Here is a 25,732-nt window from a genome sequence, read left to right on the forward strand (position 1 = left end):
GGAACTGTATTTACGCCATCTCCCGTCACCGGAGTCTGTAGTGGTCGGGACTTTGATTCCATGACGCGAACCTCACCGCCGCTGATAGCTGCTGGACCAAATCAATCCATCCCCCGAGACTACCGGGACGTTTTGCGTAAGTGAGCCGCCAGAAAATCAACATTATTAATGCTGGTTGGCGGGGCCAATGTCGTCGCACGCAGCTCGACATGGTCTGGGGCGTACCAACCAAAATCGCCCACTGCGTCAAGGAAACGTGTCCCCTTACGCCCGCCTTCCTTCAGGACGATACTCAACGGCCAGTCGAGTTTCATGGAAGGGTCGGCCAAATCGGCCAAACCAAAGGGGACGAGGTCCGCAGCGCGCTTATATCGCGGCAGGGGCGGCGACATCCACGGCAGAACCGACGCCACATTGCGACGCACAGCTGTCCAGGTCCCGGGCCTGTCGGGAAAGTAGGAGCCCATCCCGAGGGCGCTGGGCGCACTATAAAGCCGGAGCCTGCCTGATTGAGCCTCGCCCCCCAGATAGGTCAGGATGATCAGTTTGCCGTAACGCGTCTGCACCACTGCGCCGTCCCGCGTCGGCAGGAGATCGAAGGCGGCCGGCAACAGGCCGCTTTGACCATAGGCTGCGGAAACCCAGGCCGAACGATCCAGGCGGGCCTTAGCTGCGGATGCGTCAGGATTTGCCGCCACAACCCCGTCGGCATAGTCATGTCGTTTTGTGCTGGCCTCCAGGCCGCGCGCCTCTGCCTCTTCGCGCCCACGATCGAGGACCTCAGCAGCCAAAGGCCCGCTTTCTCTGGGTGAAAGAATGTCTCGCGGGTCCAGATAACCGTCAACATCGATCAGGCGGGGGATCAGCCTCGCTCCTTCGCGCTGGAACCACACCAGAACAGGCCTGGCTGCGTCCCCCTTGCCGACATCCATTCGCCAGACCGTGTCACCGAGATCAAACGCAGCGCCCTTGCCTGTGGGTCGTAAAGGTTGTTCGGTCAGCAGGACTCCGGACGGAAGCCCGATATCGTCAGGATCGCCCTCGCCGCAAGCCGCGGCCAAGACCAGTAACAGAGCCAGAACAGTTCCCGTTAACAGGCGTTTGACCATGTCAGTCATCCCCCCGGACCTGAACTTCAATTCGTCCTGACCTTACCAATTCATAACCCGTCAGAATTTCATTCAGCCCGAAACCGTTTTTCATGGCTAACATCGCCCGGGTATCAAAGTCTCTCTTGCCTACCAGATCACTGAATCCATCATCGATGCTGATCCTGCTCATACAGGCTTGCTCAAACAAACTAGATATGCCGCCCGCATTGCCTAAGAAACCACAATTTTTAAGACTGACATCATTCAGCATCAGCGCTGCAGCAGTCGACATCCACTGGTCAGCGCTTGGTTGGAGGGATGTTCCGCGCCACCCATCTTGCGCTGAATAGAAGACGACGGACGATCCAGTCATCATATAAACCGTGCTTGACAGTCGCGCTTGTTGGGCGCCGGCGCGGGCGCCCAACCTCAAATCTTCGAGACGCTCCCAGGTCAGGCGTTCGGTGCGCTGGGCGCGCTGCAGCGCCGCCGCCTGAACTTCGGGCGACAAGGAGGCGTGGGGGAAGAAGGCGCGCAAGCATTCCGTCAGCGGTTGGTCCGCCTCGGTTCTGGCCACGGTACGCGCGACCGGGACATAAGGCCCGTGGGTTGGCGGCCAGGCCGCAGCAGGCGGCGTGCGGCTGCCCTCCTCCGCCGCATTCTCACGATCATAGGCGGCGGCGGCGGCTTCATACAACTGGGCGATGCGTTCCGTTGCGCCGGGGCGCACCGCATCGACCGGCACCAGATAGAGGCGCTGTCGTCGCTGATTATACCGATAGGTGCACAATGCGACGAAGCCAGCTTCGTGCAGATCGCCGCCGTCCCGCGCGAAGGCCTTCACTTCCGTCTCAAGCTCGCGGACCCTGTCAGCCGTTTCATCGGCGAACTTAAAAGGGTCGCCTTCCAGCAGGTAGTATGAACCGTTGCGCCGCATCTTGTATCCCTCGAACAACTCGAAGAATTCGAATGGCGTCGTGGCCGCCCGCTCCAGAAAAGCCATGACCGGATCAGCAGGTCCAGAACATCCCCACAGGATAAGTAAGGGAGCCAGAACCGCTCCGGCCAGAAGACCTCTGTTCATGATCATTTTAGCCAACATTCCTTGGAAAGTCTGCTCGTATGAAAGGGCGTCCCTTCGGTTTGTTGCTGAACGGCACGAACACCCTGATGCAGCACGCTGGCGGCCATCGGCATGACAACCAGGTCAGAGCCGGTCTGCGCCTGACTGGAGGCCTGCGACCGAAACGGGGCGTCAGGCGGCCGAGAAATTCCAGTATTCCAGGCACGGGACCCGCCCTCCCCGGAAGCTCGCCCGGCCCCATCAGGCATAGCCGCAGTCATTAGATGTATTGCCGCAAAGCAGATGAAGCCGCCCATCATTCGAACCGACTTCATGCGAACACTGCTCATGGCGCCGCGGCCCTTAGGTCTTCATCGTCCAGCCTCGGCTGTCGATCTGAATGATATGGTTCATGGCTGCTCTCACATTATCGGTCTTGATGGCGCGTTCCGATGACCGCTCATCCCAGGATATCCCTCGTGTGAGACGGCGGATGACGGTGAACGTCGTTACGATGATGGAGGCGAGCTCAACACTGCAACCTGAAACTGGAATATGACGTGTCTTGTCAGTTGCCGGCGTTCAGCCGGACTCCCGTGCTCCAAGCTGACGCGTTTTATCAGGGAACAGGGTCCATCCGCTCATTGTCGAACGGCCGACGATCGGTGTTATCTGCCACGGGTCAGATCGCGTAAATCAAACAAAAAAGAGAGTGCGGGTGATGGAGACGACGGGCGGTGTACGCGCGCTTGGCAGGGGTCTGCGGCGTATGTTGCGCGCCCTGAAGATCAGCGTGGCGACCAGCGCGCTGGGCGTCAGCCTTCTGTGCATCGCCGCCGCAACCCCAGCACGAGCCGAGGGCAACCCAGACCTGGCGCAGACAGCCCGCTCGGTGGTGCGCGTCAGCCTTATCGAGCGCGACGAAAAGGGCGACTTATATCTTCACAGTCACGGCAGCGGCTTCGTGGCTGCGCCGGGAATGGTGGTCACCAATTGGCATGTGGTCAGCGCCTCCAACGGACGTTCCGATCTGTTCGTCTGGATTACGCCGCACGAAGGTCTGGGCGAACGCGCCGCTAGCGGGCGGATCACCCTTTACAATTCCGCCGCTGACCTGGCAGTGATCCAAGCGCCGAGCCTTCAGGCGCCAGCCGCGCTCATCGCCATTGAGCCACCGGCCCACATGGGGATGGTGCACGCCATGGGCTATCCGGGGCTTCCCTGCGTCCTGCTTCATTGCACCGCCGACGAGAAAATCGCGCCGTCGACACCAGATTTCTCTTCGGGCGCCATTTCACGCTTCGCCGACCGAACGCCCGAAGGCGCTCCGATCCGCACCATTTTCCACCGCGCTGCGATAAGCGGGGGCAACAGCGGCGGCCCGTTGGTCGATGACTGCGGCCGGGTCGTGGGTGTCAACACCTGGGTCTCGGGCAGCGCAGTCACAGCGCAGGGGCAGATCGACACGCCGTCGCCCCTGTCGATCTCGCCCCACCCCGAGGCGGTCATCGATCTGCTGAAGGAAGCGGGCGCGCATATTCGGCTGGCGACAGAGTCCTGCGTGCTGGAGCCGGTCGTGCCCTCCGGCGTCCAGGACCAGATCGACACCCTCAAACGCACCGTTGAGAACGCCGAAGAGGCCCGGCGCGCGGCCGAGGCTCGCGTTCTCGAAACCGCTTCGCAGGCCCGAAAGGCCACAGAACGCATGTGGCGGCTCATGATCATGAGCGCAGGCCTGACGGCGCTGCCCCTGTTGATCGGCTTGGGCATGGTGGCGTGGCGTCGCCCCGCTCACGGACCGCGACCCCGCCGGCGCGGCTTGGCTCAACAACGCGGAGCGAAACCGCTGAACCGTCTTCTGGCCCGCCAGGGCCGCACGGCGCCTCTGCCTGCCCGACACATCATCCTGGCGGCAGGAGGCGCCATCCTTGTCGGCGGAGCGTTCCTGTTTCTCATCTGGGCCGGGTCCGGCTGGGGGCCGCAGGCCGCCGTCGATGCGGATCGACCGCCTGCCGCGCCCCCGAGAACCGAGGACAGCGAAATGAGCACGGTCTACAACCTGCGCTGCCGGCTGGACGCTGACCGCAGCCACGGCCATCCGACCCAAACTGACGGCCTGGATTTCCAGTTCGACACCACCAGAGCCTGCGTGGCAGGCCGCACACCCTACGCCGAAGTTCCCGGCGGATATGAGCGCCTGCTGGTGTCGGAAACCGAACCGCGCATCACCATCAACCGCTTATCGGACGATCTCACGACCTTCACCCAATCGTCCTATTTCGTCTCTGATGCAGCATGGCGGCGCCACCGCACCGCCCTGGACGCTCTGGGCAAGCCGGAATGCCCCGCAAGCGCCGACGACATCCAGGCCCTGGGCATCCGCCTGGACGCCCAGGCCAGGCAGGTGCGGCCCGACCTGCCCCGGCGCCCAGCGCGCGAGTCTGTATGGCGCTGCACCTTTCTGGCGAAACAGACCCACAATCAGAGCTCATAGGCCGAAGCGCATAGCAACGGCGCGGACTACGGATCCTGAGCCTAAAACGTAGGGGCGGCCCTTCAATAGCCGACCGCATACCCCATGCGCCGCGGATCGCCGCCGGCCATGGGCTGTCCGTCCGCAGAGATCAGGATGCCCTGAATGCTGCCGATGGCGTAGGGACCGACAGGCTCGACGGTGTGGCCCATCGCCTTCAGTTCAGCCATCGTTTCGACCGGGAAGCGCGCCTCCATCTGCAGACGGATAGCAGCGCCGGGCGTGTAGAAGCCGGGATCGGCGTCCACAGCGATGCGCGGCGCCTCGATGGCTTCCTGGATCGACTGACCACGGTCGATGACGTTGACCAGAGTCTGGAACTGGGTCTGGCCGATCGTCTCGCCGCCCGGGGTGCCGAAGATCATCCTGAGCTGGCCGTTGTCCTTGACGATGACCGGGCAGTTCCCCAGCAACGGAATACGCCCCGGTGCGACGAAGTTCGGATGGTCGCGATAGGGGGCGGTCGAGCCGACACGCAGGCCGTTGTTACAGATCAGCCCCGTCTCACCCATCACCAGCAGGGTGCCGAAGCCGCCGCCCAGGGTGGTGGTGCAGGCGATGGCGTTGCCTTGGCTGTCGATCACCGACAGGCTGGTGGTGTCGCCCGGCACGCTGGCGGCGCGCGGACGGCGGCGCAGCCCCGCCGCGCGGTTCATCAGGTCGGCTCCCGTCGGATAGGCGATGGCGGCCTGCGGATTGATCAGGCGACGGCGCTGATCGGCGAAAGCCTTGGAGATCAGCGTCTCGGTCGGCGTGGGCGCCGATGCGGGATCGGCGGCGTAGCGATAGACGTCGGACTTGGCGACCTTGATCGTCTCGGCCAGCAGGTGAACGGCCTGTGCGCCATCGGCCGGCAGGGCGCCGAAGTCAAAGCCCTCCAGCAGGTTCAGCTGCTCGCACATCTCCAGCCCTGTGCGCGAGGTGACGGGGCTGCAATAGACATCGACGCCGCGGTAATTGGTGCTGACCGGCGCCTGCCATTTGGGGCGATAGTCCTGCATGTCCTTCATACGCAGCCAGCCGCCGCCCGCCTGTGAAAAGCGGGCCATCTCCTGCGCGATGGGGCCGGTATAGAAGTAGTCATAGGCGGCCTGAAGCCCGGCATTGCGGTCGCCGCCTGCCTTCAGCGCGGCGCTTTCAGCGTCGGCCAGCGCCTGGAAGGTGCGCGCCAGCGGCAGGTTGCGGAACAGGGAGCGCGGCGCAGGCGGTTGGCCGCCGGGCAGATAGATGGCGGCCGTCGTCGGATAGCGGGCCAACGCGGCCTGCTGACGGCGGATGGTGGCCGAGATGGAGACGTCCATCGGATGGCCGTCGCGGGCGTAGCCTATGGCGGGCTCCAGCAACACCGACAGCGGCAGGCGGCCAAAGCGGCGCGCCAGCTCGATCCAGCCGCCGAAGGCGCCGGGCGTGACCACAGCCTTGTGCCCGGCGTTCAGTTCAGCCGGGTCGATCTGATTGTCCAGCAGTCCCGGCGCGGCGCCGGTGAAGGCGAGTGAGAGGACCTCGCCCGATTTCTTGTCCAGACAGGTAGCGAAACCGTTGCCCGCCGCGCCGGACGCCCACGGTTCTACGACGTTCAGCACAGCCATGGCGGCGACGGCGGCGTCGGCGGCCGAACCGCCCTGCATCAGCATCCGCACCCCCGCCATCGAGGCCAGCGGATGCCCCGCCGCCACGCCGCCGTGCGGGAAGGGAACCTCAACCCGGTGCGAAGAGACAGACGCCGCACCGCTGGCCGGAGCGTCCGGCGCCTGACGACCGACACCGGTCTGGAAGGCGGTGCGGGCGATCGCGTCCTGACCATGCGCCACGGCCAGCGTCGCGCCGCCCACGCCGACCAGCAGCTGGCGGCGACCGATGCCAAAGCGACCAGTCTGCCTCGCCAGGGTTTTCGTCAGCGCCTTTGTCATGTCTCGCTCCCCACTCGATTATCTGAAGTTATTTCACTTGAATGATCGTACAAAACGACTTCCACAAGCCAAGATCTCATAGAGAAAAGAGCAGGAATCAGAAATTTCTCGGACATTACGCACCAGTATCTGGACTGAGGCTGATACAACGCCTCACCTCAATGGGCCCCGGACCTGAACACTTGACTTTTTATCGCAACACGCCACGACAGGGTGGTCAGTCATCTGCGAGCACAAGATCGTCGCCTGGCCCCGCAGCAGGATCCGGCCCGGCGGCCAATGGCTGCGATCCGCCATCCAGCGCCGCCCTCAACGCATCACGGTCGAGTTCGCCTTCCCAGCGCGCGACAACGATGGTGGCCACGGCGTTGCCGATGAAGTTGGTCAGCGCGCGGCACTCGCTCATGAAACGATCTATGCCGAGAATCAGCGCCATGCCCGCCACCGGCACGCTGGGCACGACCGACAGCGTCGCCGCCAGGGTGATGAAGCCCGCGCCGGTAATGCCGGCCGCGCCCTTGGACGACAGCATGGCCACCAACAGCAACAGCACCTGATCCTGCAGGCTCAGGTCTATGTTCAGCGCCTGCGCGATGAACAGGGCCGCCATCGTCATATAGATGTTGGTGCCGTCCAGATTGAAGGAATAGCCGGTCGGCACAACCAGACCGACCACGGACTTCGACGCTCCAGCGCGCTCCATCTTGGAGATCAGGCTTGGCAGGGCCGCTTCCGAACTGGAGGTGCCCAGCACAAGCAGGAGTTCCTCCTTGAGGTAGCGGATCAGCTTCAGGATGCTGAACCCGTTGGCGACGCCCACCAACCCGAGCACTCCCACCACGAAGATTACGGCTGTCAGATAGAAGGTGGCGATCAGGGCGAACAGATTGGCGACGGATGAAATGCCATAGGCGCCGATGGTGAAGGCGAAGGCCCCGAAAGCGCCGATCGGCGCCGCCTTCATCAGTATGGCCACCAGTTTGAAGAAGGTCGTGCTGACCGACTCCAGAATCTTCATCAAGGGAGCGCCCAGATCGCCGACCATGGCCAGTGCGATTCCGAAAAGTATGGATACGAACAGCACCTGCAGGATGTTGCCCGTCGCAAAAGCACTGATGATCGTGTCGGGAATGATGCCCATCAGAAAGCCGACAATGGTGCTTTCATGCGCCGCTTGAGCGTATTGGGCGACCGCGCCCTGATCCAGCGTAGCCGGGTCGATATTCAGCCCATGACCGGGGCGCACGACGTTTGCGATGATCAGACCGACGATCAGGGCAAGCGTCGAAAAGACCAGAAAGTAGCCGAAAGCCTTGGCCGCCACGCGGCCGACGCGGCCGATATCGCGCATTCCGGCGATGCCCGTAACGATGGTCAGGAAAATCACCGGGGCGATGACCATCTTCACCAGCTTGATGAAGGCGTCGCCCAGAGGCTTCAGGCTCTCGCCGAGATCGGGCCAGAAGTGACCGATGGCGCCGCCCGCGACGATGGCGATCAACACCTGAAAGTACAGATGCCGGTAGAAGGGTCGCCGGCGCAAGAACGCCGTCTCTGAGGCTGCAGGAATCAAAAGGTCGCTCCTGGAAGCGAGCGCGGCTCGCGGATTTCTTCCCGACACGGTCTACGCCGTGCTTCGACCCGAGTATGAAAACACCGGCCTCCAAGAAGGAAGAGGCCCGAGAACTCAAAACAATCTTCTGATTTTAATGATAATTTTTTTCCACAGGACATGGTTGCGGGATTTTTGTGCAATATTTCGCCCACCGACATGGCGATCGTGTGCGCAATTTCGCACAATGATGCATGATGAGGCATGATGAGGGATATGAAATCCGCGCGCCGGCGAAGTCTCCATCACAGCCATGCCGCGTCGTGGACCGCCTTGTTGCTGTTATGGCTGGCTGTCTCTGGCGGCGTCGCTTGGGGGGTAGGCGAAGCCGCACGCAATGAGGCGACCGCGCTCTTGGAGCAGCAGTCTGAATCGGCCGCTGCCCTGCACGCTGCAGTTTTGCGTAGCGAACTTGAAAAATACCATGCCTTGCCCCCTGCCCTGGCGACTGATCCTGATGTGTCGCGGCTTTTGCTGAACCGACATTCCGACCCCGACGCCCTGAACCGCCGCCTGGAAAACCTCGCCGGTCAGACACGCGCTTCAGCCATCTACGTCATCGGGGCGGACGGAGTGACCTACGCCGCCAGCAACTGGAACCAACCGGTCAGTTTCATGGGAACCAACTACAGTTTCCGTCGATACTTTGTAAAAGCGATGCGGGATGGGTCTGCGGAATTTTTTGCACTGGGCGCCACCAGCGGCAAGCCCGGCCTGTTTCTCAGCCGACGGATCGTCCTGAATGGTCGCCACCTCGGTGTGGTGGTCGTCAAGGTCGAGTTTGACGCCCTGGAAAGCGAATGGCGCGCCTCCGGGGAACCGGCCTATGTCGTCGATCCCGGCGGAGTGGTCTTGATCACCAATATCCCGCAGTGGCGATTCCGGACCCTGAGGCCGATGAACGCCGAAAGCCGCCAACTAACCTTGGCAGACCAGACCCTGGGCGATGGAACACTTGAGCCCCTTCCCTTTCTGACGCCCGAAGACGGCGCAACCCGTCTTGTCCGCACCGGACAGGCAGGAACTGGTCAACAATGGATGCACGCGCGTATTGATACAATTACTCCAGGCTGGACGCTGCATCTACTTGCTCCAGAAAAAGGCGCCATCAATGCGAACGTGATGAATGCCAGAGTTCTCGCTATACTGATCTCGACTCTCGTGTCCGGAATAGCGGCCTTTCTTCTACGACGTCGGCAACAGACTGCCGCAAGGCAGCGTGCGGCCGAAAGCGCCCGTCAGGAATTGGAACGCCTTATTGATGAACGCACCCGCGATCTCAGCCAGGCCAATGCAGCTTTAAATCTCCAGATTGAAGAAAGAATGCGAGCAGAAGCCAGTCGCGAGGCCCTGCGCGACGAACTTGTTCAGGCAGGAAAACTGGCCGCGCTGGGTCAGATCGCGGCCAGCATCGCGCATGAGATCAACCAACCCGTGGCGGCGATCCGCACCCAGGCCGACACCGCATCAGCCTGGCTGATCAGGGACCAAACCCCCAGAGCCATGCGGGCACTCCAACGCATAGGCGATCTTACAATGCGTATAGGCGCCATCACCGAAGAGCTGCGGGCTTTCGCACGAAAAGCGGAACCGCAGGTTCACCCTACGTCCCTTGACGAAGCCGTCGATGGCGCGCTGTTACTTCTGGGCGGGCGTCTGCGTCAGGACGGCATCCGACTGACGCGGAACAGCGAAGGAGATTTTCAGGTCCTGGCTGACCGGTTCCGTCTGGAGCAGGTGATCGTAAACCTGATGCAAAACGCCGCCGAAGCGCTGGACAGCCGCGCCGACAGTCAGATCGTCCTGACCACGCGACAGCACGATGACTGGATAATCCTTACTGTCGCCGACAACGGTCCCGGGATACCGCACGAAGTCCAGGATCAATTGTTCACACCTTTCGTGACCAGCAAGCCCAAAGGTCTTGGCCTGGGGCTGGTCATCTGCCGTGACATCGTCTCAGGTTTCGGAGGAGAATTGGATTTGCATCCCTCTTCCACGGGAACTGTTTTCGCCATCAGCCTGATGCCCGCGTGATGGAATCTCATGCCATGGACTTTCCACGCCTGCAGACGGTGGTTTTGATCGAGGATGACGTCGACTTCCGCGCCGCCCTGGCTGAGCGCATGGAGATGGAAGGAATTCAGGTGCGCGCCTATTGCGCGGCTGCCGATGCATTAAAGGAAATCAGCGCCGATTTTCCGGGCGTGGTCGTGACTGATCTGAGGATGTCCGGCCTGGACGGCCGACAGGCCCTTCGTCGCCTGCAGGCGCTGGATCCGACGCTGCCCGTCATATTGATCACGGGTCACGGCGACATTTCCGATGCTGTGGCCGCCATTCGCGGCGGCGCTTATGACTTTGTCGCCAAGCCCTTCGCATTCGAGCGTCTGTTGGAAACACTTCACAGAGCCCTGGAAAAACGCGCCCTGGTGCTGGACAATCGTCGTCTGAGCATTCTGGCGGCCCAGGCCGAGGTTGATTTGCCTCTTCTGGGCGACAGTCCGGCGATACGGGCGCTAAGGGCTACCATCGCTCAGATCGCTGACGCGCCCATGAACGTGCTGATCGAAGGTGAAACCGGGGTTGGCAAGGAGGCTGTAGCGCGCGCGCTGCATGGCGGGGGACGACGACGCCCACACCCCTTTGTCGCGGTAAACTGCGGAGCCCTTCCTGACGGCATGATTGAAAGTGAACTGTTCGGTCATGAATTAGGAGCTTTCGCCGGAGCCATGCGCCGTCGGGTGGGCCATGTGGAACGGGCGCACAACGGATCGCTGTTTCTCGACGCCGTGGAAAATATGCCCCATACAGCCCAGATCAAGATGCTGAGGGTGCTGGAAGAGCGGGAAATCCACCCGATCGGCGCCCACGAACCCCGTATAGTCAATCTACGCGTCCTGGCTTCCGCCACCGCTGACCTGGATACAGCCGTGGCGGAGGGACACATTCGTGAAGACCTCTATTATCGCCTGAACGTCCTGCGACTGCGCGTCCCGCCCCTGCGTGAGCGTCGTGATGATATCCCCCTGTTGTTCACCAGCCTTTTGGCACGTTCAACTATCCGTCCTGACGGCGAGGAACCGGTGATAACCAGCGCCATCCATGCACGCCTGACAGAAGATGACTGGCCCGGGAACATACGACAATTAGCAAATTTCGCCCAGCGGGTTGCTCTGGGCCTTGAAGACGCCAGATTTTCAACCGCAGAAAACGACCAGGATCACAGCCTGACCAAACGCCTGGCTACGTTCGAAGCCGAAATATTAAGAAACACCCTCGAGGAAACGGGTGGAGACATAAGAAAAACGCTTTCTCATCTCAAAATTCCTCGCAAGACTCTTTACGACAAGATGAAGCGCCATGGAATTAAACCATCGGATTTTCGCTGACATCATACGAATACGTCAGACAGATTCTCTCATGGACAATGACGGGAGTTAAACTGCTCCGCGGCCGGTTCCGCCAAGGCTGACACAGCCGGGTGCGGAGCGCAGGCGACGACGACGACGCCTCCATTCCAAACTGCGTCATCAGTTGATGCAACACCGTCTCGTGGAATTTCGATCCCCTGGCCGCCCATGACGGTCAAGCTGCCGGTGACGACCCGATCAACGGCCTTCCGCCTGAACAAGGCCGGAGACGCCTGACGTCAGCCCCCCCCCCCCTCAGACATTCCTCCCCCGTTTCAGAAATCCGTCACGAGCGCCTGCCAAAACAGGGGAGGATCATCATCTCCGCGGGATCAATAGCGAACCGACAGACTTACGCCCCAGGTGCGCCGCTCGGGCGCGCTGACGCCGAAGGCGCGGGGCCGATCCCCGCCCGGCGACTGTACGGCCGGCGCCGTGTAGTCAACGTAACGCAGCGCTCCAGTGGCAGTGTCGTCATCAAAGACATTACGTCCCCACACCATGAACTGCAGGTTGCCCCGTGACAGTCCGGCTGCGAGATTGACGCGTTGCGACGCTGGTATCCGCGCCAGATTGTGAACCTGGGCGTAGAAGGAGCCGACATAGGTCAAATCGGCTGAAGCGAACCAGTCAACATCACTCCACGCAGTTGCGCCGTCATAACGCAGGCCCACGCTGCCTGTGTGTTCGGATACCAGCGGCGAACGACGGCCGACAATCGAGCCTGCGTCCATACAACCCGGCTTGGTCAGGTCGACGAAATAGGTCGTTGTGCCGGGAAGCTGACTTTTACAGGCAATGCCCTGGTGCAGGATCGCTTCGTCATTATCGACGCCCTGCGTGATATTGGTGTCCAGATATGTATATGCAAAGCGAAGAGAAAGATTTGGCGTCAGGTTTCGCAGACCCTCGATTTCAAGTCCATTGACTTCAGTTTCGCCCACATTGGTCATGTAGCTGGCCGCGGCGGTCAAGGTCTGGAATGTGGTGCTGAGGACCTGGTTTTCGATGATGTTATGGAACAGGGCGGCATTCAGATATCTGAATCCGAACAGAGATGTTTTGGCTCCGATCTCGAAATTGGTCAGGCGCTCTTCATCATAGGTGGCGACCGGAGCGGTCACGATATTGAAGCCGCCGGGCGAGTTCCCCATCGAGTATTGCGCGTAAAGGTTCACGCCGGGAGCATGTTTCCATGTCAGGCTGACGCGCGGCAGGAAGGTTTCGAACACCGCATTGCGCACATCATTGGCGCCGACGACCTGGCTCGGAAGTGGAGAGCGCAACCCCGCGATGACAGCAGGACTGAAGAAGTCGCTGACGACATAGGACTGGGCGGTTTGGGTCACTTCGTCCCGCTGCCAGCGCCCCTCCAGCGAGACGGTCAGACGGTCCGTGAAGTCGTATTCGGCGCCGCCGAACAACGCCAGGTTTTCAACCTCATAGATGGCGTCGAGCACATCCGGCCCCACTTCGGTGATCTCCAGATACTTTTTCAGCGGCGTTGTCTTGTCGCTGCCCGAATAGACGCCGAGCGACCATCGCAGGGCGCGGTTGCCCGAACTGGCCAAGCGCACTTCCTGCGTGACCGAGTCCCGATCCTGCGCGCGCGTATCATTGAAGAGGGACCGGCTGCAGTCGCGATTGGGTATGGGCACGAAGGCGCACGCCGGGCCGAGGGTGAAGAAGTCACGATCATCGTAGCTGAGGTCCACCCCGGTCTCGAGATGGGTTCGCGACCAGCCGGCCATATAGGAAAGCCGCGGTCCCTCGTCGCCGAACTGATAGGCGACAGAGCCCATGATCGCGTCCGTATCGCGGAAGATTCCTGGCGACAGCACCTTGTCCGTATTCACCGCGAAACGGGTAGGCGTCCGGATGTCGCCGCAATAATAGGGGCGGGTCGTCAGGAAGCAGTTGTTCGCCGACGCCGGCTGGAGCATCAGCGGCGCCTGGGTCTCTGCAGAGCGGACGCCATAGTAGCGCAGGGACGCTTCAAAACGGTCGTTAGGGTGGAAATACAGACCGGCGTTGTAGGTGTCGGAAGAGCGGGCCCCCAGCATTTCACCCAGGCCAGCCTCGTTTCTGTACTGCCCGTCGAATTCAGAATGGCTGACGCTCAGCACAAATCCCAGGCTGTCATCGACCGGCCCGGACAGGCTGACGTTGTAATCCAGACGTCCGTCCGAGCCCGCAGTCACTGCGCCGCGCGCAGAGAAGGCGTCGCCGGGCAATCGTGTGACCAGGTTGATCGCGCCCGACAGAGTTCCCCGGCCATAGAGAGACGATTGCGGGCCGCGCATGACTTCCACCCGCTGAAAGCTTTCCATGTCCAGGGTGGACAGGGACCCGAACCACGGCACGCCGTCGATAAACAGGCCGACCTTGCCGTCCGCCAGAAGAAGGTTCGAGGCGCCGCGGATGACGGGGCGGTCGTTGAAGCTGCCGAATGACGACTGCATCTGGAAGCCCGGCGTATATCGCGCCACGTCCATGACGGTTTCGATCTGCAGCGCGGCCATGGTCTCTGCGCCCATAGCGCTGACCGACACCGGGACGTCCTGTGCGGATTCTTCGCGTTTGCGCGCGGTGACGATGATGTCATCGACGATTGATGCGCTTGAGGTTTCTGTGTCCTGGGCCTGCGCGGCGCCGGAAAACGTCCAGACGACGGCGAGCGCTGACGCCGTGGCCAAAAGAAATTGAGGTCGCTTCATCCAGTGGGTCCCCCCTGCTGCGAAGGCGGCGCTCGAACGCGCCGGCTTCCGTCCCTTACGTGCGTCCCGCATCATCGACCTGATCCGTCCCCGGCCTCCCCGCCGGGGCATTCGGACGATCTACGGCGCCTTAAAGGGGTCGTGCCGTCGAATGTCGTTGACACAGCGATACCAACGTTAGACTTGTATTTAAATAGGCACAAGATGCCTTGTGGAGGGGAATTGAAGTGATGGTGTTTCGGAAAATGTGGCGCCTTGTCGTGCTGGTCAGCGCTCTTATCATAATGGCGCCGGTGACGGCGCTGGCGAACGGCTTCGATGCGCAGCTATTTCAGGTCTGGTTGAAGACACGAACAGGCGGAATGGGGGCGTCGCCTGTCTACTGGTACTCAACGGGAGAGATCACCGAGTTTCCGACGGGCAAGGTTTTGGCCAAGGTGGAGGGCTTCGATACAGCCCGCCTGCTCCCGGATCCGGATTATCCCGGCGGCTTCATCCAGTTGTCTCGTAAGGTGTACATCTATCGCGATGTGCAGACGGGCGAGCTTCTGCGTGAACTCAATGGCGTCCCTCTGGAGCCCATCCTGTTCGACTACCAGCAGATTCATTATCGGCTGAGCGGCGACCGGCTGCAGACCATCTCTGTGGTTGGAACGGGGGATCGTGTCAGCGTAACCGGACCGCATGAAGTGATCAGCGCGCGGTGGATCGGGGATATCGCCAACTTTACCGTTCCCGTCTATCGTGATCGCCCGCTACCGGGGGGACAGAGACTTCAGTCCTTTGAAACCTATGACTTCTTTGTTCTCCCTGAAACATCCGGGGCCGCCTATAAAAACCTGGTCAGTTTCGCATCATCAGTCCCGACCCCGCCGGCGCTGGGGGCAGGCACGTCCTACCTTCATCAAGCGGGTTGGCGCTATGAGTCCTTCGACGACCTGCCTGCGTCCATCCGCGACTTCGTGATTCAGGAGCAGCCACGCTGGAAAGCTCCGCCGCTTGATCTGGAGGAAATCCGGGCGCTTCAGGGGCGCTGAACCGGGCAGGGATATGGCCGGCGCGCACCACGGCGCCGGCCATGCCCTGCAGGGCGGCGCTGCGTCGTCGCCCCCCCCCCGATCCTGAAAGCAGGAAACTCATATCGGACATCAGCATGGTCAACCGCCGCCGCGACCGGGCGGGTCTGCTGTGTACGACTGTCGCTGCGGCCAGATCCGAACCGGCGTAAGGCGCCTATCCGCCGACACCTGCTGAGCCCGTGGTCGACCTCTATGGCAAGGTCTCTGTCGCGGCTCCTTGTCGCTGGCTGGAGACGGACACTCGTACGCCCAAATACATCCGCCGCCTACCGGCGGATCGCCGCGTCTGCGCAGATTGACAGCGATCAACGACCCGAACGGATCACCCGATGGCGTACCGTTTCGCGACTGACGTCAGCCCGCCCAGTCCATCCTCTCTTCAACGTCGCTGAGGCTCGGCATGGAGCCGGAAAACCAGCACCCGTCTGGAAATGAGCGATCCGGGCGCCGGTGACGCTTGAACGACATCGACATTATCCCGCCAGCGTCCTGTCGGCCCTGTTGGAGCCTCTTGGCATCAAGCATCATGCACTGATGCATTAACTTCAATACATTACTCATGCTGCGTCATTCGCCACATCGCTGAAGAACTCCCACCACCTCCTGGATGATTGACACGGCAATCACATTGTGTCGACTATCACTCGTATTCATAAAGATACATGCCCGGATACAAGGGTATGAGAGGGAGTGACCGTGAGACATCCTATCCACGCGTTGGCCATGACCGCCGTCGCCGCCGGCCTTTCCGTTATGGCTGGTCCGGCCGCTGCACAGGACGTCGTTCAGGTCGATGAAATCATCGTCACAGCGCGCAAGACCAGCGAGCGCCTGCAGGAAGTGCCGCTGGCCATTACAGCCATGAGCGCGGAAGAGATGCAGCGTCGCGGGATTCGCGAAGTCACCGACCTGTCCTCGATCGCACCTGGACTGAACATTGAAAAGGATCAGGGTCGCCGTTTCGAACGCCCGGTCATCCGCGGTCAGGCCAATGTCTTCGGCTCGCCAAACGCCGCTTCCTTCATCGATGGCGTCTATATCCCGGACAGCCTGTTCGCGACCGAAATGGCCTTCGTCGACCAGGTTGAAGTGATCAAGGGGCCGCAGTCGGCTCTATATGGTCGCCAGACCTTCTCAGGCGCCATCAGCTACACCACGCGCAAGCCGTCGCAAGAGGTCGAGGGCCTGATCCGCGCCACGGCGGCCGAGCATGATGAGTACAACTTCCTGATGGGCCTGAGCGGCCCTCTGGTAGAGGATGTTCTGTCGGCCCAGGCCTCGGTCAACTATTACACCTATGGCGGCGAGTACCGGAACAATGCGCCCGGCACGCCCAGCGACGGCAGGACCATAGGTCAGGAAAAGACTGTCGGCGGCACGCTGGCGCTGATGTACACGCCGACGTCGGACCTGAGCTTCATCCTGCGCGGTTCATACGCCCACAACGACGACGGCCATGAGCCGATGGCGATCCAGCGATCCAGCGCCAACAACTGTTATCTGAATACCCGCACCCAGTATTACTGCGGCGCCATCAACATCACGCCGGACATGATCGGCCTGAATCTGGACGAGATCGGCGGCGGCGGCGTCGAACGCAAGACCGGCCGCCTGAGCCTGACCGCCGAATATGAGCGCGGCGGTTACACCCTGACCTCGATCAGCGCCTACAACGACTCTGAAGAGCACCGGAAGGCCGATCTGGACTACCTGCCCCAGCGCCTGCTGGGCGGCTCGCTGCATGTCGACGACCGGGTGAACATCAAGGGCTTCAGTCAGGAGTTCCGCATCGCTTCACCGCGCGGAGAACGCCTGCACTGGATGGCGGGCGCCTATTATTTCAACAGTGATCGCTGGGACGGCCGCTATCGCTATGTCTCGCGAGCCCTGCAGGACAACGGCACGATCGAGACTGAAAACCTGGCCGCGTTCGGTCTGGTCGGCTTTGACTTCACCGACAGGCTGTCAGGCACTGCCGAAGTGCGCGTCGCGGAGGAAAAGCTGCACCTGACGGGTGGCGATTCCAACTTTGATTACGAAGCGACCTATCGCTCGACCAATCCGCGCTTCACCCTGTCGTACAAGGCAAGCGACGACCTGATGTTCTACGGCCTGGTGGCGCGCGGCAACAAACCGGGCGGCTTCAACACCGATGTGCGTCTGGCCCCTGCAGATCGCTCTTACGGCGAGGAAACCGCCTGGAACTATGAACTCGGCTTCAAGAGCGACCTGTTCGACCGTCGCGTTCGCCTGAATGTCGCCGGTTATTATATCGACTGGTCGAACCAGCAGATGACTCAGGTCGCCAATCTGTCCTCGACCGAAACCGTTTCCTTCATCCGCAACGTCGGCGAGGTCGAGGTCAAGGGCGTCGAGGTCGAGGCCCAGACCAAGATCACCGCCGACTGGTCAGTGCGCGGCACGTTCGCCTATGCGGACTCCGAATACACCAACGCCACTGATCCGGACTTCGCCACCCTGAGCGGAGGTGACGGCGATGTGCGCGGCAAGGCCATCCCGAACGCGCCCAAGATCCAATACTCGCTGGGCAGCAACTACGCCTGGCACGTCGGCGAGAACCGCTTCTTCATCGACGGCTCCTATTCCTTCCGCTCGAAGAAATATGATCAGGTCGCCAACCTGGCCTGGGTTGATGGACGTGATACCGCGAATGTCCAGTTGGGATGGGAGCGCGGCATGCACCGCGTGATCCTGTTCGGGCGCAACATATTCGACAACATCGATCCGGTCGGCATCATCCGCTACTCGGACTTCAGCACCAGCAAGCGAGGGTTCGTCGGCTCCCTTCCGCGCGGTCGTCAAATCGGCCTGACCTACGAAGCCAACTTCTGAGCGTCCTTACGATCATGAAAACAGGGCCTGCGGGTTACGCCGCAGGCCTTTTTCATGCCCACAGCTCCCAGACAGAAAAACGCCCCGGGCGGCGGCGCACCCGGGGCTGATATCTGAGCAGCGTTTCGATCAACTGGTGGAGGCTGTCCCCCGCCGACCTTCGGCATCCGGCTTCTCGCCCAGCACCACATACCAGGCGCGCGGACCATCGCGCATCCGGACCGTTGTCTCGACCACTTCATCCGGAGCAAAGCCTGCCTCCAACATGACGTCAGGCGCCTGGGTGGAGAGGAATTCGTCCCAGAAAGGCTCATCGTTGTTCCTGGTCTGCCACGCGAAGATGAACTTCTCGAAGGCGCTGAAATCGGCGCCCTTCATGGGCACGTCCTGATGCACCACCACGCCGCCCGGACGCAGCACGCGGCGCGCCTCGCTGAAGATGCGGCCGAGCGAGGCGCGCGAGACTTCGTGCATCATGTTGTGCGACACGACCAGATCGAAGCTTTCGTCCTCAAACGGCATGTCGCCCGCATCCATCTGACGGAAGTGCGCCTTCAATCCCATCGCCTCGGCCCGGAGGTGGGCGTAGCGCAGCAGACCCGGCGCCACGTCGACGCCGTATACCTCGGCCTCGGGGAAGGCCGCCGCATAGCCGACCGTGGCGCCGCCCGAAGAACAGGCCAGATCCAGGATGCGACGCGGCTTGAAGCCCGGATAGCGCTCGGCCAGGAATTCGATGACGGCCGCCGACTTGGAATCGCGCGTGCCGATGCCCACCCCCAGGGAATAGGCGTTGCCGCCGCTCTCATAAAAGGCGCCCGCGACGAAGTCGTCCGCCGAGCCTTCTCCCAGCATGTAGCCGCCAGGCTGGCCGTGGATATGCCCTGCATAGGCGTCGGCCGGGGCGACGAAATCCGGGCTGGTCTCGCAGGTGCCGCCGGCCGGAGCCTCGGCCAGACGGGCGGCGACCTCTTTCATGCGCGGCAATTCGCGATGAATGGTCTCGCCCACCGAGTTCCACATGACGTCCTGAGCGCTGCGGCTGAGGGCGCTCCAGATCTGATAGAAGGGATCACGGACCATGGCCGCCGTGATCTCCTCGACCGTTTCAGGCGTCCTGCCCGACGTCGCCGCCCAGGCAGGGCCTGCGCGGGCGTCGAGCGCGGTCCTGTTGGCGTCCTCATAACGGCGCAGCCGGTTCTTCAACTGAACGATGTACTGGGTGCGGGCCGCCTCGTCGTGAAGCGGTCGGGCCAGAAGCTCATGGGTGGCCGTACGGTCGATGATCATGCGCTCTCCTCCATGTTCGACTGGCGTTCAGTCCTTCATGATGTATTATCTCAAATACCTCTTGTACGGAAGTCTCTTCGTCGGACCGGACCATGCCCTCAACGTCGCTTCCTGCACACGCCATCCGCTCGACGGATCGCCATCGACCCGATCTGGGCGCGCGCGGCGTCGTCGCCCTGCTGACCCCGGCCGAGAACCCGACAGCCGAGCCTGAACTGTCGCTCCTGCTGCCCCCCGACATCAATCTGCTGACCGCGCGCATGTATGCGCCGAACGCCGAGATGAGCATCAGGCTCAAAGCCTATGAAACACGACTGGAGGAATGGCTCACGCCATTCAACGAGGCGCCGCTGGACGCCATCGCCTTCGCCTGCACAGGCTCGACCTATCTGCTGGGCCCGTCGCGGCGGCGGCCGCAGGCGCTGGAGCGTCTCGACGGCCCCTGCCCCGTCGTCTGCGCCGCTGACGCCCTGAAAGACGCGCTCCAGTCCCTGGGCGCGCGCCGCATCATACTGGTCAGCCCCTACCCGTCGGCGCTGACGACCTCCGCCGAGACCTACTGGCGCGCCGCCGGTTATGATGTCGTCGCCGTCGTCCAGTCGCCCCTGGCGCCCGGCGCAGCCCACCCGATCTACGGCCAGACGGCCGCCACCCTGCTGACGGGGTTGCGCCAGGGCGTGAAGGCCGGCGTCGCCGACGCCGTCGTCGCCATGGGCACCGGCGCGCCTAGCCTGGCCGCCCTGGCCGTCGTCAGCGGCGAGACCGACATCCCGATCCTGTCGTCCAACCTGGCCACAGCCTGGTCCGTGACGCGCAACCTGGGACTTGAAAACCGGCCATCGATTGCGGCGTGGCTGACGCCCGACGCGCCCTGGCGCGAACGACTATGGAGCCGCTTTCCCGCCGTTCGCGACCGCTTGATGAGCGCCTGACGCCCCATTCTGATTTCGTTTCGAGGAGTTTTCCGATGTCCACGCCCAAACCGCCCCGCCCGACCTTCTTCGACGACACGGCCAACGACCGCCTGACCGCCATCATCACCGCCCTCGTCACCGAGGTCGCGGGGCTGGGCGACCGGGTCGCGACGCTGGAAGGACTGTTGGCCGATCAGGGCGTCCTGGCCCCGGACGCCGTGGATCATCACGTCCTGACCGAGGCGCAGCAGGCGGCCCGCCGTGCGCGCCACGCGGCGCTGACCGACCGCGTCTTCTATGTGCTTCAGGAAGAGGTCGACGCCCTCAAGGGACAGTTGGGCGCCTGATGAAAAAACGGGCCGGGACGCCCTGCATCCCGGCCCGCCGCCCCTCGCCCCGATCCGCTTTCGCCGACGCTCCCTCAAGCAGCGACGGGCGGAGGAGTTCGCCTCATGTCAGCGTCGCCGCCTTGCGCAGGCCATGAATCATCGACGAACGCATCACATAGTCCTTGTGCCGCACGGGATCGGCCAACATGGCCTGCATCTCGGACATGATGACCTTGCGACGTTCCGGGTCGCGCTCCTGCATCCGCCCTCGGTTGCGGTCCGCCTGCGCCAGAATCTCCTGTTCCGCGATCGGACGGCGCTGACGCGTGTAGAGGTCCAGCAGGCCTTCATCAGCGCCATCCAGAACCGCCTTGAGCTTCTCGGTCAGATTGAAGGCGTCATGAACGCCGCCGTTCATGCCCATGCCGCCCGAAGGACTGTTGATGTGGGCGGCGTCGCCCGCCAGGACGACCCGGCCGCTGCGGTAATCAGGCGCGATCCGCATATGCACGCGATAGGGGCGGATCTCCAGCACCCTATAGGGTTCGTCCCGAGCGACGATCGCCTGCAGCTTGCGCTCGATGCTGGCGCGGTCCAGCGCGTCCTCGATGGTTTCTTCGCCGCGCGGATAAAGGCTGCAGCGCCAGAAATCCTTGAGCTTGAGCAGGGAGAAGGTCCCGCCCTCGGTCCAGCAGTAGTTGACGTTAGACAGGCCGTCGAGGTGGTCCTCGAAGGGGAAGTCCGTAATCGCCAGAATGGTCGTCTCAGGATAGGTTTTGCCGTCCAGATCCCAGCCCAACAGGGTCCGGACCGCGCTGCGGGCGCCGTCGGCCCCGATCAGATAGCGGCAGCGTAACGTCTGCGCCTGGCCATCCTGCTCATAGAGCACGCTGACGCCGTCCTCGTCCTGTGTCACGCCGGACACCGTCGCGCCCATGCGGATGTCGACGTGACGGGCGTCCGCCAGATGGTCGGCCAGGATGCGGCACAGACGGAACTGTTCACACTGAAGCCGGAAGGGATGCTGGGTCTCGCCCTTCAGGTAGGACAGGTCGAATACAGCGCGTTCGCCCGTCTCATGCTGACGAATCTGCCACTGCTCGCACTTCAATCCCTGGGCGATCAGCGGATCGGCCAGGCCGTACTGGGCCAGCATGTCCAGCGTCGGCGGGTGGAACGTCGAGGCCCGCAGATCTTCCGGCAACTCCGCTTCCGCCTCAAGGACGACGGTTGAAATCCCGAAGGCTTCCAGCCTCACGGCCGCGCTCAGCCCGACCGGGCCGGCGCCGACGATGACCACTTGGGCGTCCCATTGCTGCATACTGGCGACCTCATGCCTACTTGTATCCGACTTAATACATTTGTTCGCTATTCCGGCAAGGGGGCAGTCGCAACATCATGGGCAGACGGGGTTCAACTTCCAAAACATAGGCAGTCCGAGCAGACGCAGGGGGCTTTGGCTCCGCCGCATCGTCTCGCCTTGCGATCCGACCCAATCACGTATTAGCTTAAACACAACACAAGTCGCCACAGCATCAGGACGCCCGCTCATGGCCATCCCAGCTTCTCCTTTCGACTGGGCTCCCCGACTCGTCACCAGCCTGATTGAAGGCGCCTATGTCGGCGAGCGCGGCGGCCATCGCCTGCCCGCCTATTATCCCGGCAATGGCGAGATCATCTCCGAACTGCAGGAGGCTGACGCCGGGGAAGTCGATCGCGCGGTCCGCTCGGCCCGACGGGCCTTCAACGACCCGGCGTGGCGCGACATGTCGGTGGAGGCCCGTCAGGCGGTGCTTTACCGGATCGCCGACGCCATCGACGCCCACGCCCTTGAGCTCGCCACGCTGGAGACGCTGAACGCAGGGATCGTCCGCCGCGACGTGCTCAGTCGTCAGGTCGTGCGCGCAGGCTATAATTTCCGCTTCTTCGCCGAGGCGATCAGCCAACAACCGGGGCAGGTCTGGCAGCAGATCAAGGATCACCTGACCTTCGTCACCCGCCACCCCGTCGGCGTGGCCGCCCTGATCGCGCCATGGAACTCGCCGCTGGCGCTGGCCTCGATGAAGGTCGCCTCGGCCATCGCCTTCGGCAACACCTGCGTGCTGAAGCCGTCGGAGCAGACGCCGCTGTCGCTGGCGCGGATGGTCGAGATCATCAACACCGTCACGCCGCCCGGCGTGGTCAATCTGGTCAATGGACGCGGCGCGGTCACAGGCGCCGCTCTGGTGGATCATCCCGAGGTCGACCTGATCGCCTTCACCGGCGGCACCGAGACGGGCCGCCACATCATGCAGGCCGCCGGACGACAGCTGAAGCCTGCGGCGATGGAACTGGGCGGCAAGTCAGCCAACATCATCTTCGCCGACGCCGATCAGGAGCGGGCCCTGGACGGCGCCCTGATCTCCATCTTCTCAAACAACGGGCAACAGTGCCTGGCCGGGTCGCGCATCCTGGTCCAAGATTCCGTCTTTGACGAGTTCGTCGATCGCTTCGTCGAGCGAGCGCGAAAGATCCGCGTCGGCGACCCGCTGGACGACGCCACCGAGATCGGCCCCATCGCCTCGGCACGCCACCGTCAGCACATCCTGTCCTATGTCGACATCGCCAAAAGTCAGGGCGCGACCCTGCTGACCGGGGGCAGGGCGCTGGACCGGCCGGGCTATTTCATCGAGCCGACCGCCGTCCTGGCTCCCAGCAACAGCGACCGCGTCTGCCAGGAGGAAATCTTCGGACCCTTCGCCGCCTTCGTGAAATTCAGCGACATGGAGGACGCCGTCCGCATGGCCAATGAAAGCCAGTTCGGCCTGGTCGGCTATTGCTGGACGCAGAACATCGACAAGGCCCTGCGGGTCAGTCAGGCGGTGCGGACCGGGCTGATGTGGGTCAACACCCCCATGGTGCGTGAACTGCGCGCACCCTTCGGCGGCGTGAAGGATTCGGGCCTCGGCCGCGACGGAGCCGCCGCCTCCATGGCCTTCTTCACCGAAGAGAAGACGACGACCCTTCCGCTGGCCGACGTACCGCTGCGCAAGTTCGGCGTCTGATCCCGACGGGGTTGCGGCGGGCCTGTCCCGCCGCGCTTCGCGTCAACCGATGTGGCGCCACTGCGGACGGGCCGAGCTGTTATCGCGCGTCAGCAGCATGTGGTATTCATACTGATCGGGATTATAGAGGCTGACCTGATGCTCGAACGGGCGGCCGTCGCCGTCGAATACCGTACGGCGCAGGCGCAACAGCGGCGCGCCGATAGCCACATTCAGCTTGTTCGCCGCAGCGTCGTCGGCGGGAATGGCGCTGATGGTCTGTTCCGCGCGCTGGGCCCGAACCCCGCCGCTTTCCAGAATACGCATGATCGGCCGGTCGTCGATGGCGTCACGCGGCGTCAGATGGGCCACGGCGCGGGGCAGCCAGACGGTCGTCACCGACAACGGCTTGTCCCTGAAGAAACGCAGGCGTTCGATGCGCAACGCACGATCATCAGCCGGGAGATCCAGCGCCTGAAGCACGGCGGCAGGGGTTGACGCCTCCGCCTCATAGGCCAGCAGACGAGCCGTCGTTTCCAGCCCCAGGGTGATCAGATTCTCGACCAGCCCTGATACGCGGCTCTCTTCCAGCCGCTGCTCGTCAGCGCGCGGCGCGACGAAAGTGCCTACCCCATGCTTGCGCCGGATCCAGCCTTCACGTTCCAGAAGATCCAGCGCGCGTCGGACCGTCACGCGCGACACGTCGTAAGCCGCCGCCAGCTGCATTTCCGATGGCATCGGAAGTTCCGGCGAAAAAGCGCTGTCCTTGATCTGCTGGCGCAGAATGGTGGTCAGTTGATGATAGATCGGCAGGCTGCTGGAACCGCCGTCCGCCTTAAGGCTGCGCCGACCGATGTCGCCCCCTGCCCCAGCACCCTGTCTGGCCAAACCTATCCTCCACGCGCCGCCGTAAGGGCTTGCGTCGTCAATTAGCGAACTTGTGCTTATTACCAGACCTTCGCCGCTTGGCCACTCCGGGTTGTATCCGTCGTCGCCGCAAGCCACACAGGATCGCATGACCTCCGCCTCGCCGTCTGACGCCGCCCTGGACCTTCGCCCAGACCTTCTGGACGACCGGTTGCCCGTCCCGCTTTACCATCAGATCCGTCTGCTGCTGGCCGAACGCATACGGCGCGGCGTATTTCCGGCCGGGTCGCTGCTGCCTGGCGAACACCAGATATCAGAAATGCTGGGCGCCTCGCGCATTACGGTCAAGCGGGCGCTCAATGAACTGGCCGACGCGGGTCTGGTGACGCGCCATCGCGGGCGCGGCACCGTGGTGACGCCGCAGGTCGAACTGCCTGTGGTGACAGGTTCGTTCTCCACCCTGATGGATTCGCTCAAGACCATGGGGCACGAGACCCAGGTCGAACTGCTGGAGAGCCGGGCCGAAGCGGCCGACGCCGATGTCGCACGCGCCCTGGCGGTCGCCCCCGGCGCGTCGGTCCGGCGCATCATCCGCCTGCGCCGACTGGGCGAGACGCCGTTCTCCTATCTGGTGTCGTGGCTGCCCGACTTCGTCGCCAAGGGCTGTCACGACGCCGCCTTCGCCGAACAATCCATGCTGGATCTGCTGGAACAGGCCGGCGCGGCCCCGCATGAAGCCGAACTGTGGATTTCGTCCGTCGGCGCGGACGCTGCGGCTTCTTCAGCGCTGGAAGTGGCGATCGGATCGCCCCTGTTGCGGATCGAGCGGATCATGCGTCGGGCCGACGGCGCGCCGGTCCAATATATTCACGCCCACTATCACGCCGACCGCTTCCGCTATCACCTGCTCAGCCGCCGCGAGGAAGGGAGTTGGCAGGACGGCGCCTGATTTCCGCTTCGCCGCCTCAGGATCGACTGGCGCCCGCCGCAGGACGGTCTATAGTTGATCTATTCCTATACCATTAAAGGCGGACCGAC

Annotated in this window: 17 protein-coding genes; 9 read left to right on the plus strand and 8 right to left on the minus strand. The window is 62.7% G+C overall.

Annotated elements, in window-relative coordinates; translation table 11 throughout:
- Window positions 1–119 precede the first annotated feature (119 nt).
- Both ACORJG_RS11420 and ACORJG_RS11425 read right to left on the minus strand, forming a co-directional pair.
- Window positions 120–1,109 (minus strand): hypothetical protein, encoded by a 990-nt coding sequence (locus tag ACORJG_RS11420; RefSeq protein WP_427789131.1) that lies wholly within the window; start codon window positions 1,107–1,109, stop codon window positions 120–122.
- Window position 1,110: 1 nt separating this feature from the next.
- Entirely contained in the window at window positions 1,111–2,094 is a 984-nt protein-coding gene (locus ACORJG_RS11425) for a hypothetical protein (protein WP_427789132.1), read from the minus strand.
- Window positions 2,095–2,923: 829 nt separating this feature from the next.
- Here ACORJG_RS11425 and ACORJG_RS11430 point away from each other — a divergent pair.
- On the plus strand, window positions 2,924–4,648 hold the full coding sequence (locus ACORJG_RS11430; protein WP_427789133.1) for a S1 family peptidase: 1,725 nt from the start codon (window positions 2,924–2,926) through the stop codon (window positions 4,646–4,648).
- A 62-nt stretch (window positions 4,649–4,710) separates the two neighbouring features.
- On the opposite strand, the gene ACORJG_RS11435 is transcribed toward ACORJG_RS11430, so the two are convergent.
- Both ACORJG_RS11435 and ACORJG_RS11440 read right to left on the minus strand, forming a co-directional pair.
- The gene (locus ACORJG_RS11435) at window positions 4,711–6,597 is read right to left on the minus strand and encodes a gamma-glutamyltransferase family protein (RefSeq protein ID WP_427789134.1); all 1,887 of its coding nucleotides are present in this window, start codon (window positions 6,595–6,597) and stop codon (window positions 4,711–4,713) included.
- A 217-nt stretch (window positions 6,598–6,814) separates the two neighbouring features.
- Window positions 6,815–8,170, minus strand: coding sequence for a dicarboxylate/amino acid:cation symporter (locus ACORJG_RS11440; RefSeq protein ID WP_427789135.1), 1,356 nt, complete (start codon window positions 8,168–8,170; stop codon window positions 6,815–6,817).
- 255 nt (window positions 8,171–8,425) lie between these two features.
- Between ACORJG_RS11440 and ACORJG_RS11445 the strand changes: the two genes are divergently transcribed.
- Both ACORJG_RS11445 and ACORJG_RS11450 read left to right on the plus strand, forming a co-directional pair.
- A complete protein-coding gene (locus ACORJG_RS11445; protein WP_427789136.1) occupies window positions 8,426–10,246 on the plus strand; it encodes a sensor histidine kinase in 1,821 nt (606 codons plus the stop codon).
- 14 nt (window positions 10,247–10,260) lie between these two features.
- A complete protein-coding gene (locus ACORJG_RS11450) occupies window positions 10,261–11,601 on the plus strand; it encodes a sigma-54-dependent transcriptional regulator (protein ID WP_427789137.1) in 1,341 nt (446 codons plus the stop codon).
- A gap of 353 nt (window positions 11,602–11,954) precedes the next feature.
- On the opposite strand, the gene ACORJG_RS11455 is transcribed toward ACORJG_RS11450, so the two are convergent.
- Window positions 11,955–14,339 carry a TonB-dependent receptor gene (locus ACORJG_RS11455; protein WP_427789138.1) on the minus strand — a complete coding sequence of 795 codons (2,385 nt, stop codon included), beginning with the start codon at window positions 14,337–14,339 and terminating at the stop codon, window positions 11,955–11,957.
- A gap of 227 nt (window positions 14,340–14,566) precedes the next feature.
- Here ACORJG_RS11455 and ACORJG_RS11460 point away from each other — a divergent pair, with 227 nt between their 5' ends.
- Both ACORJG_RS11460 and ACORJG_RS11465 read left to right on the plus strand, forming a co-directional pair.
- A complete protein-coding gene (locus ACORJG_RS11460) occupies window positions 14,567–15,376 on the plus strand; it encodes a hypothetical protein (protein WP_427789139.1) in 810 nt (269 codons plus the stop codon).
- A 765-nt stretch (window positions 15,377–16,141) separates the two neighbouring features.
- Complete coding sequence (locus tag ACORJG_RS11465; protein ID WP_427789140.1) at window positions 16,142–18,271, plus strand: TonB-dependent receptor; 2,130 nt, start codon at window positions 16,142–16,144, stop codon at window positions 18,269–18,271.
- Between the two features lie 129 nt (window positions 18,272–18,400).
- Here ACORJG_RS11465 and ACORJG_RS11470 read toward each other — a convergent pair whose 3' ends face one another.
- Window positions 18,401–19,561, minus strand: coding sequence for a class I SAM-dependent methyltransferase (locus ACORJG_RS11470; protein WP_427789141.1), 1,161 nt, complete (start codon window positions 19,559–19,561; stop codon window positions 18,401–18,403).
- A 92-nt stretch (window positions 19,562–19,653) separates the two neighbouring features.
- Here ACORJG_RS11470 and ACORJG_RS11475 point away from each other — a divergent pair, with 92 nt between their 5' ends.
- On the plus strand, window positions 19,654–20,493 hold the full coding sequence (locus ACORJG_RS11475; RefSeq protein ID WP_427789142.1) for a maleate cis-trans isomerase family protein: 840 nt from the start codon (window positions 19,654–19,656) through the stop codon (window positions 20,491–20,493).
- Between the two features lie 35 nt (window positions 20,494–20,528).
- Window positions 20,529–20,822, plus strand: a complete 294-nt coding sequence (locus ACORJG_RS11480) for a hypothetical protein (protein WP_427789143.1) — start codon at window positions 20,529–20,531, stop codon at window positions 20,820–20,822.
- A 103-nt stretch (window positions 20,823–20,925) separates the two neighbouring features.
- Here ACORJG_RS11480 and ACORJG_RS11485 read toward each other — a convergent pair whose 3' ends face one another.
- Complete coding sequence (locus ACORJG_RS11485; protein WP_427789144.1) at window positions 20,926–22,125, minus strand: FAD-dependent oxidoreductase; 1,200 nt, start codon at window positions 22,123–22,125, stop codon at window positions 20,926–20,928.
- Between the two features lie 229 nt (window positions 22,126–22,354).
- On the opposite strand from ACORJG_RS11485, the gene ACORJG_RS11490 reads away from it, so the two are divergent.
- Window positions 22,355–23,848, plus strand: coding sequence for an aldehyde dehydrogenase (locus tag ACORJG_RS11490; RefSeq protein WP_427789145.1), 1,494 nt, complete (start codon window positions 22,355–22,357; stop codon window positions 23,846–23,848).
- 42 nt (window positions 23,849–23,890) lie between these two features.
- Here the strand turns inward: ACORJG_RS11490 and ACORJG_RS11495 are convergent, their stop codons facing one another.
- The gene (locus ACORJG_RS11495; protein ID WP_427789146.1) at window positions 23,891–24,715 is read right to left on the minus strand and encodes a GntR family transcriptional regulator; all 825 of its coding nucleotides are present in this window, start codon (window positions 24,713–24,715) and stop codon (window positions 23,891–23,893) included.
- A 127-nt stretch (window positions 24,716–24,842) separates the two neighbouring features.
- Between ACORJG_RS11495 and ACORJG_RS11500 the strand changes: the two genes are divergently transcribed.
- Window positions 24,843–25,643 carry a GntR family transcriptional regulator gene (locus ACORJG_RS11500; protein WP_427789147.1) on the plus strand — a complete coding sequence of 267 codons (801 nt, stop codon included), beginning with the start codon at window positions 24,843–24,845 and terminating at the stop codon, window positions 25,641–25,643.
- The last annotated feature ends 89 nt before the right edge of the window (window positions 25,644–25,732 follow it).

This window comes from Brevundimonas diminuta (assembly GCF_050310045.1).
GTDB lineage: Bacteria > Pseudomonadota > Alphaproteobacteria > Caulobacterales > Caulobacteraceae > Brevundimonas > Brevundimonas diminuta_F.

What these genes read in the sequence shown, in the direction of transcription:
- ACORJG_RS11455 (WP_427789138.1), bottom strand. Translation starts at nt 14,339, where the DNA reads ATGAAGCGACCTCAATTTCTTTTGGCCACGGCGTCAGCGCTCGCCGTC.
- ACORJG_RS11500 (WP_427789147.1), top strand. Translation starts at nt 24,843, where the DNA reads ATGACCTCCGCCTCGCCGTCTGACGCCGCCCTGGACCTTCGCCCAGAC.
- ACORJG_RS11470 (WP_427789141.1), bottom strand. Translation starts at nt 19,561, where the DNA reads ATGATCATCGACCGTACGGCCACCCATGAGCTTCTGGCCCGACCGCTT.
- ACORJG_RS11465 (WP_427789140.1), top strand. Translation starts at nt 16,142, where the DNA reads ATGACCGCCGTCGCCGCCGGCCTTTCCGTTATGGCTGGTCCGGCCGCT.
- ACORJG_RS11450 (WP_427789137.1), top strand. Translation starts at nt 10,261, where the DNA reads ATGGACTTTCCACGCCTGCAGACGGTGGTTTTGATCGAGGATGACGTC.
- ACORJG_RS11430 (WP_427789133.1), top strand. Translation starts at nt 2,924, where the DNA reads ATGTTGCGCGCCCTGAAGATCAGCGTGGCGACCAGCGCGCTGGGCGTC.
- ACORJG_RS11420 (WP_427789131.1), bottom strand. Translation starts at nt 1,109, where the DNA reads ATGGTCAAACGCCTGTTAACGGGAACTGTTCTGGCTCTGTTACTGGTC.
- ACORJG_RS11480 (WP_427789143.1), top strand. Translation starts at nt 20,529, where the DNA reads ATGTCCACGCCCAAACCGCCCCGCCCGACCTTCTTCGACGACACGGCC.
- ACORJG_RS11425 (WP_427789132.1), bottom strand. Translation starts at nt 2,094, where the DNA reads ATGGCTTTTCTGGAGCGGGCGGCCACGACGCCATTCGAATTCTTCGAG.
- ACORJG_RS11445 (WP_427789136.1), top strand. Translation starts at nt 8,426, where the DNA reads ATGAAATCCGCGCGCCGGCGAAGTCTCCATCACAGCCATGCCGCGTCG.
- ACORJG_RS11475 (WP_427789142.1), top strand. Translation starts at nt 19,654, where the DNA reads ATGCCCTCAACGTCGCTTCCTGCACACGCCATCCGCTCGACGGATCGC.
- ACORJG_RS11435 (WP_427789134.1), bottom strand. Translation starts at nt 6,597, where the DNA reads ATGACAAAGGCGCTGACGAAAACCCTGGCGAGGCAGACTGGTCGCTTT.
- ACORJG_RS11490 (WP_427789145.1), top strand. Translation starts at nt 22,355, where the DNA reads ATGGCCATCCCAGCTTCTCCTTTCGACTGGGCTCCCCGACTCGTCACC.
- ACORJG_RS11485 (WP_427789144.1), bottom strand. Translation starts at nt 22,125, where the DNA reads ATGCAGCAATGGGACGCCCAAGTGGTCATCGTCGGCGCCGGCCCGGTC.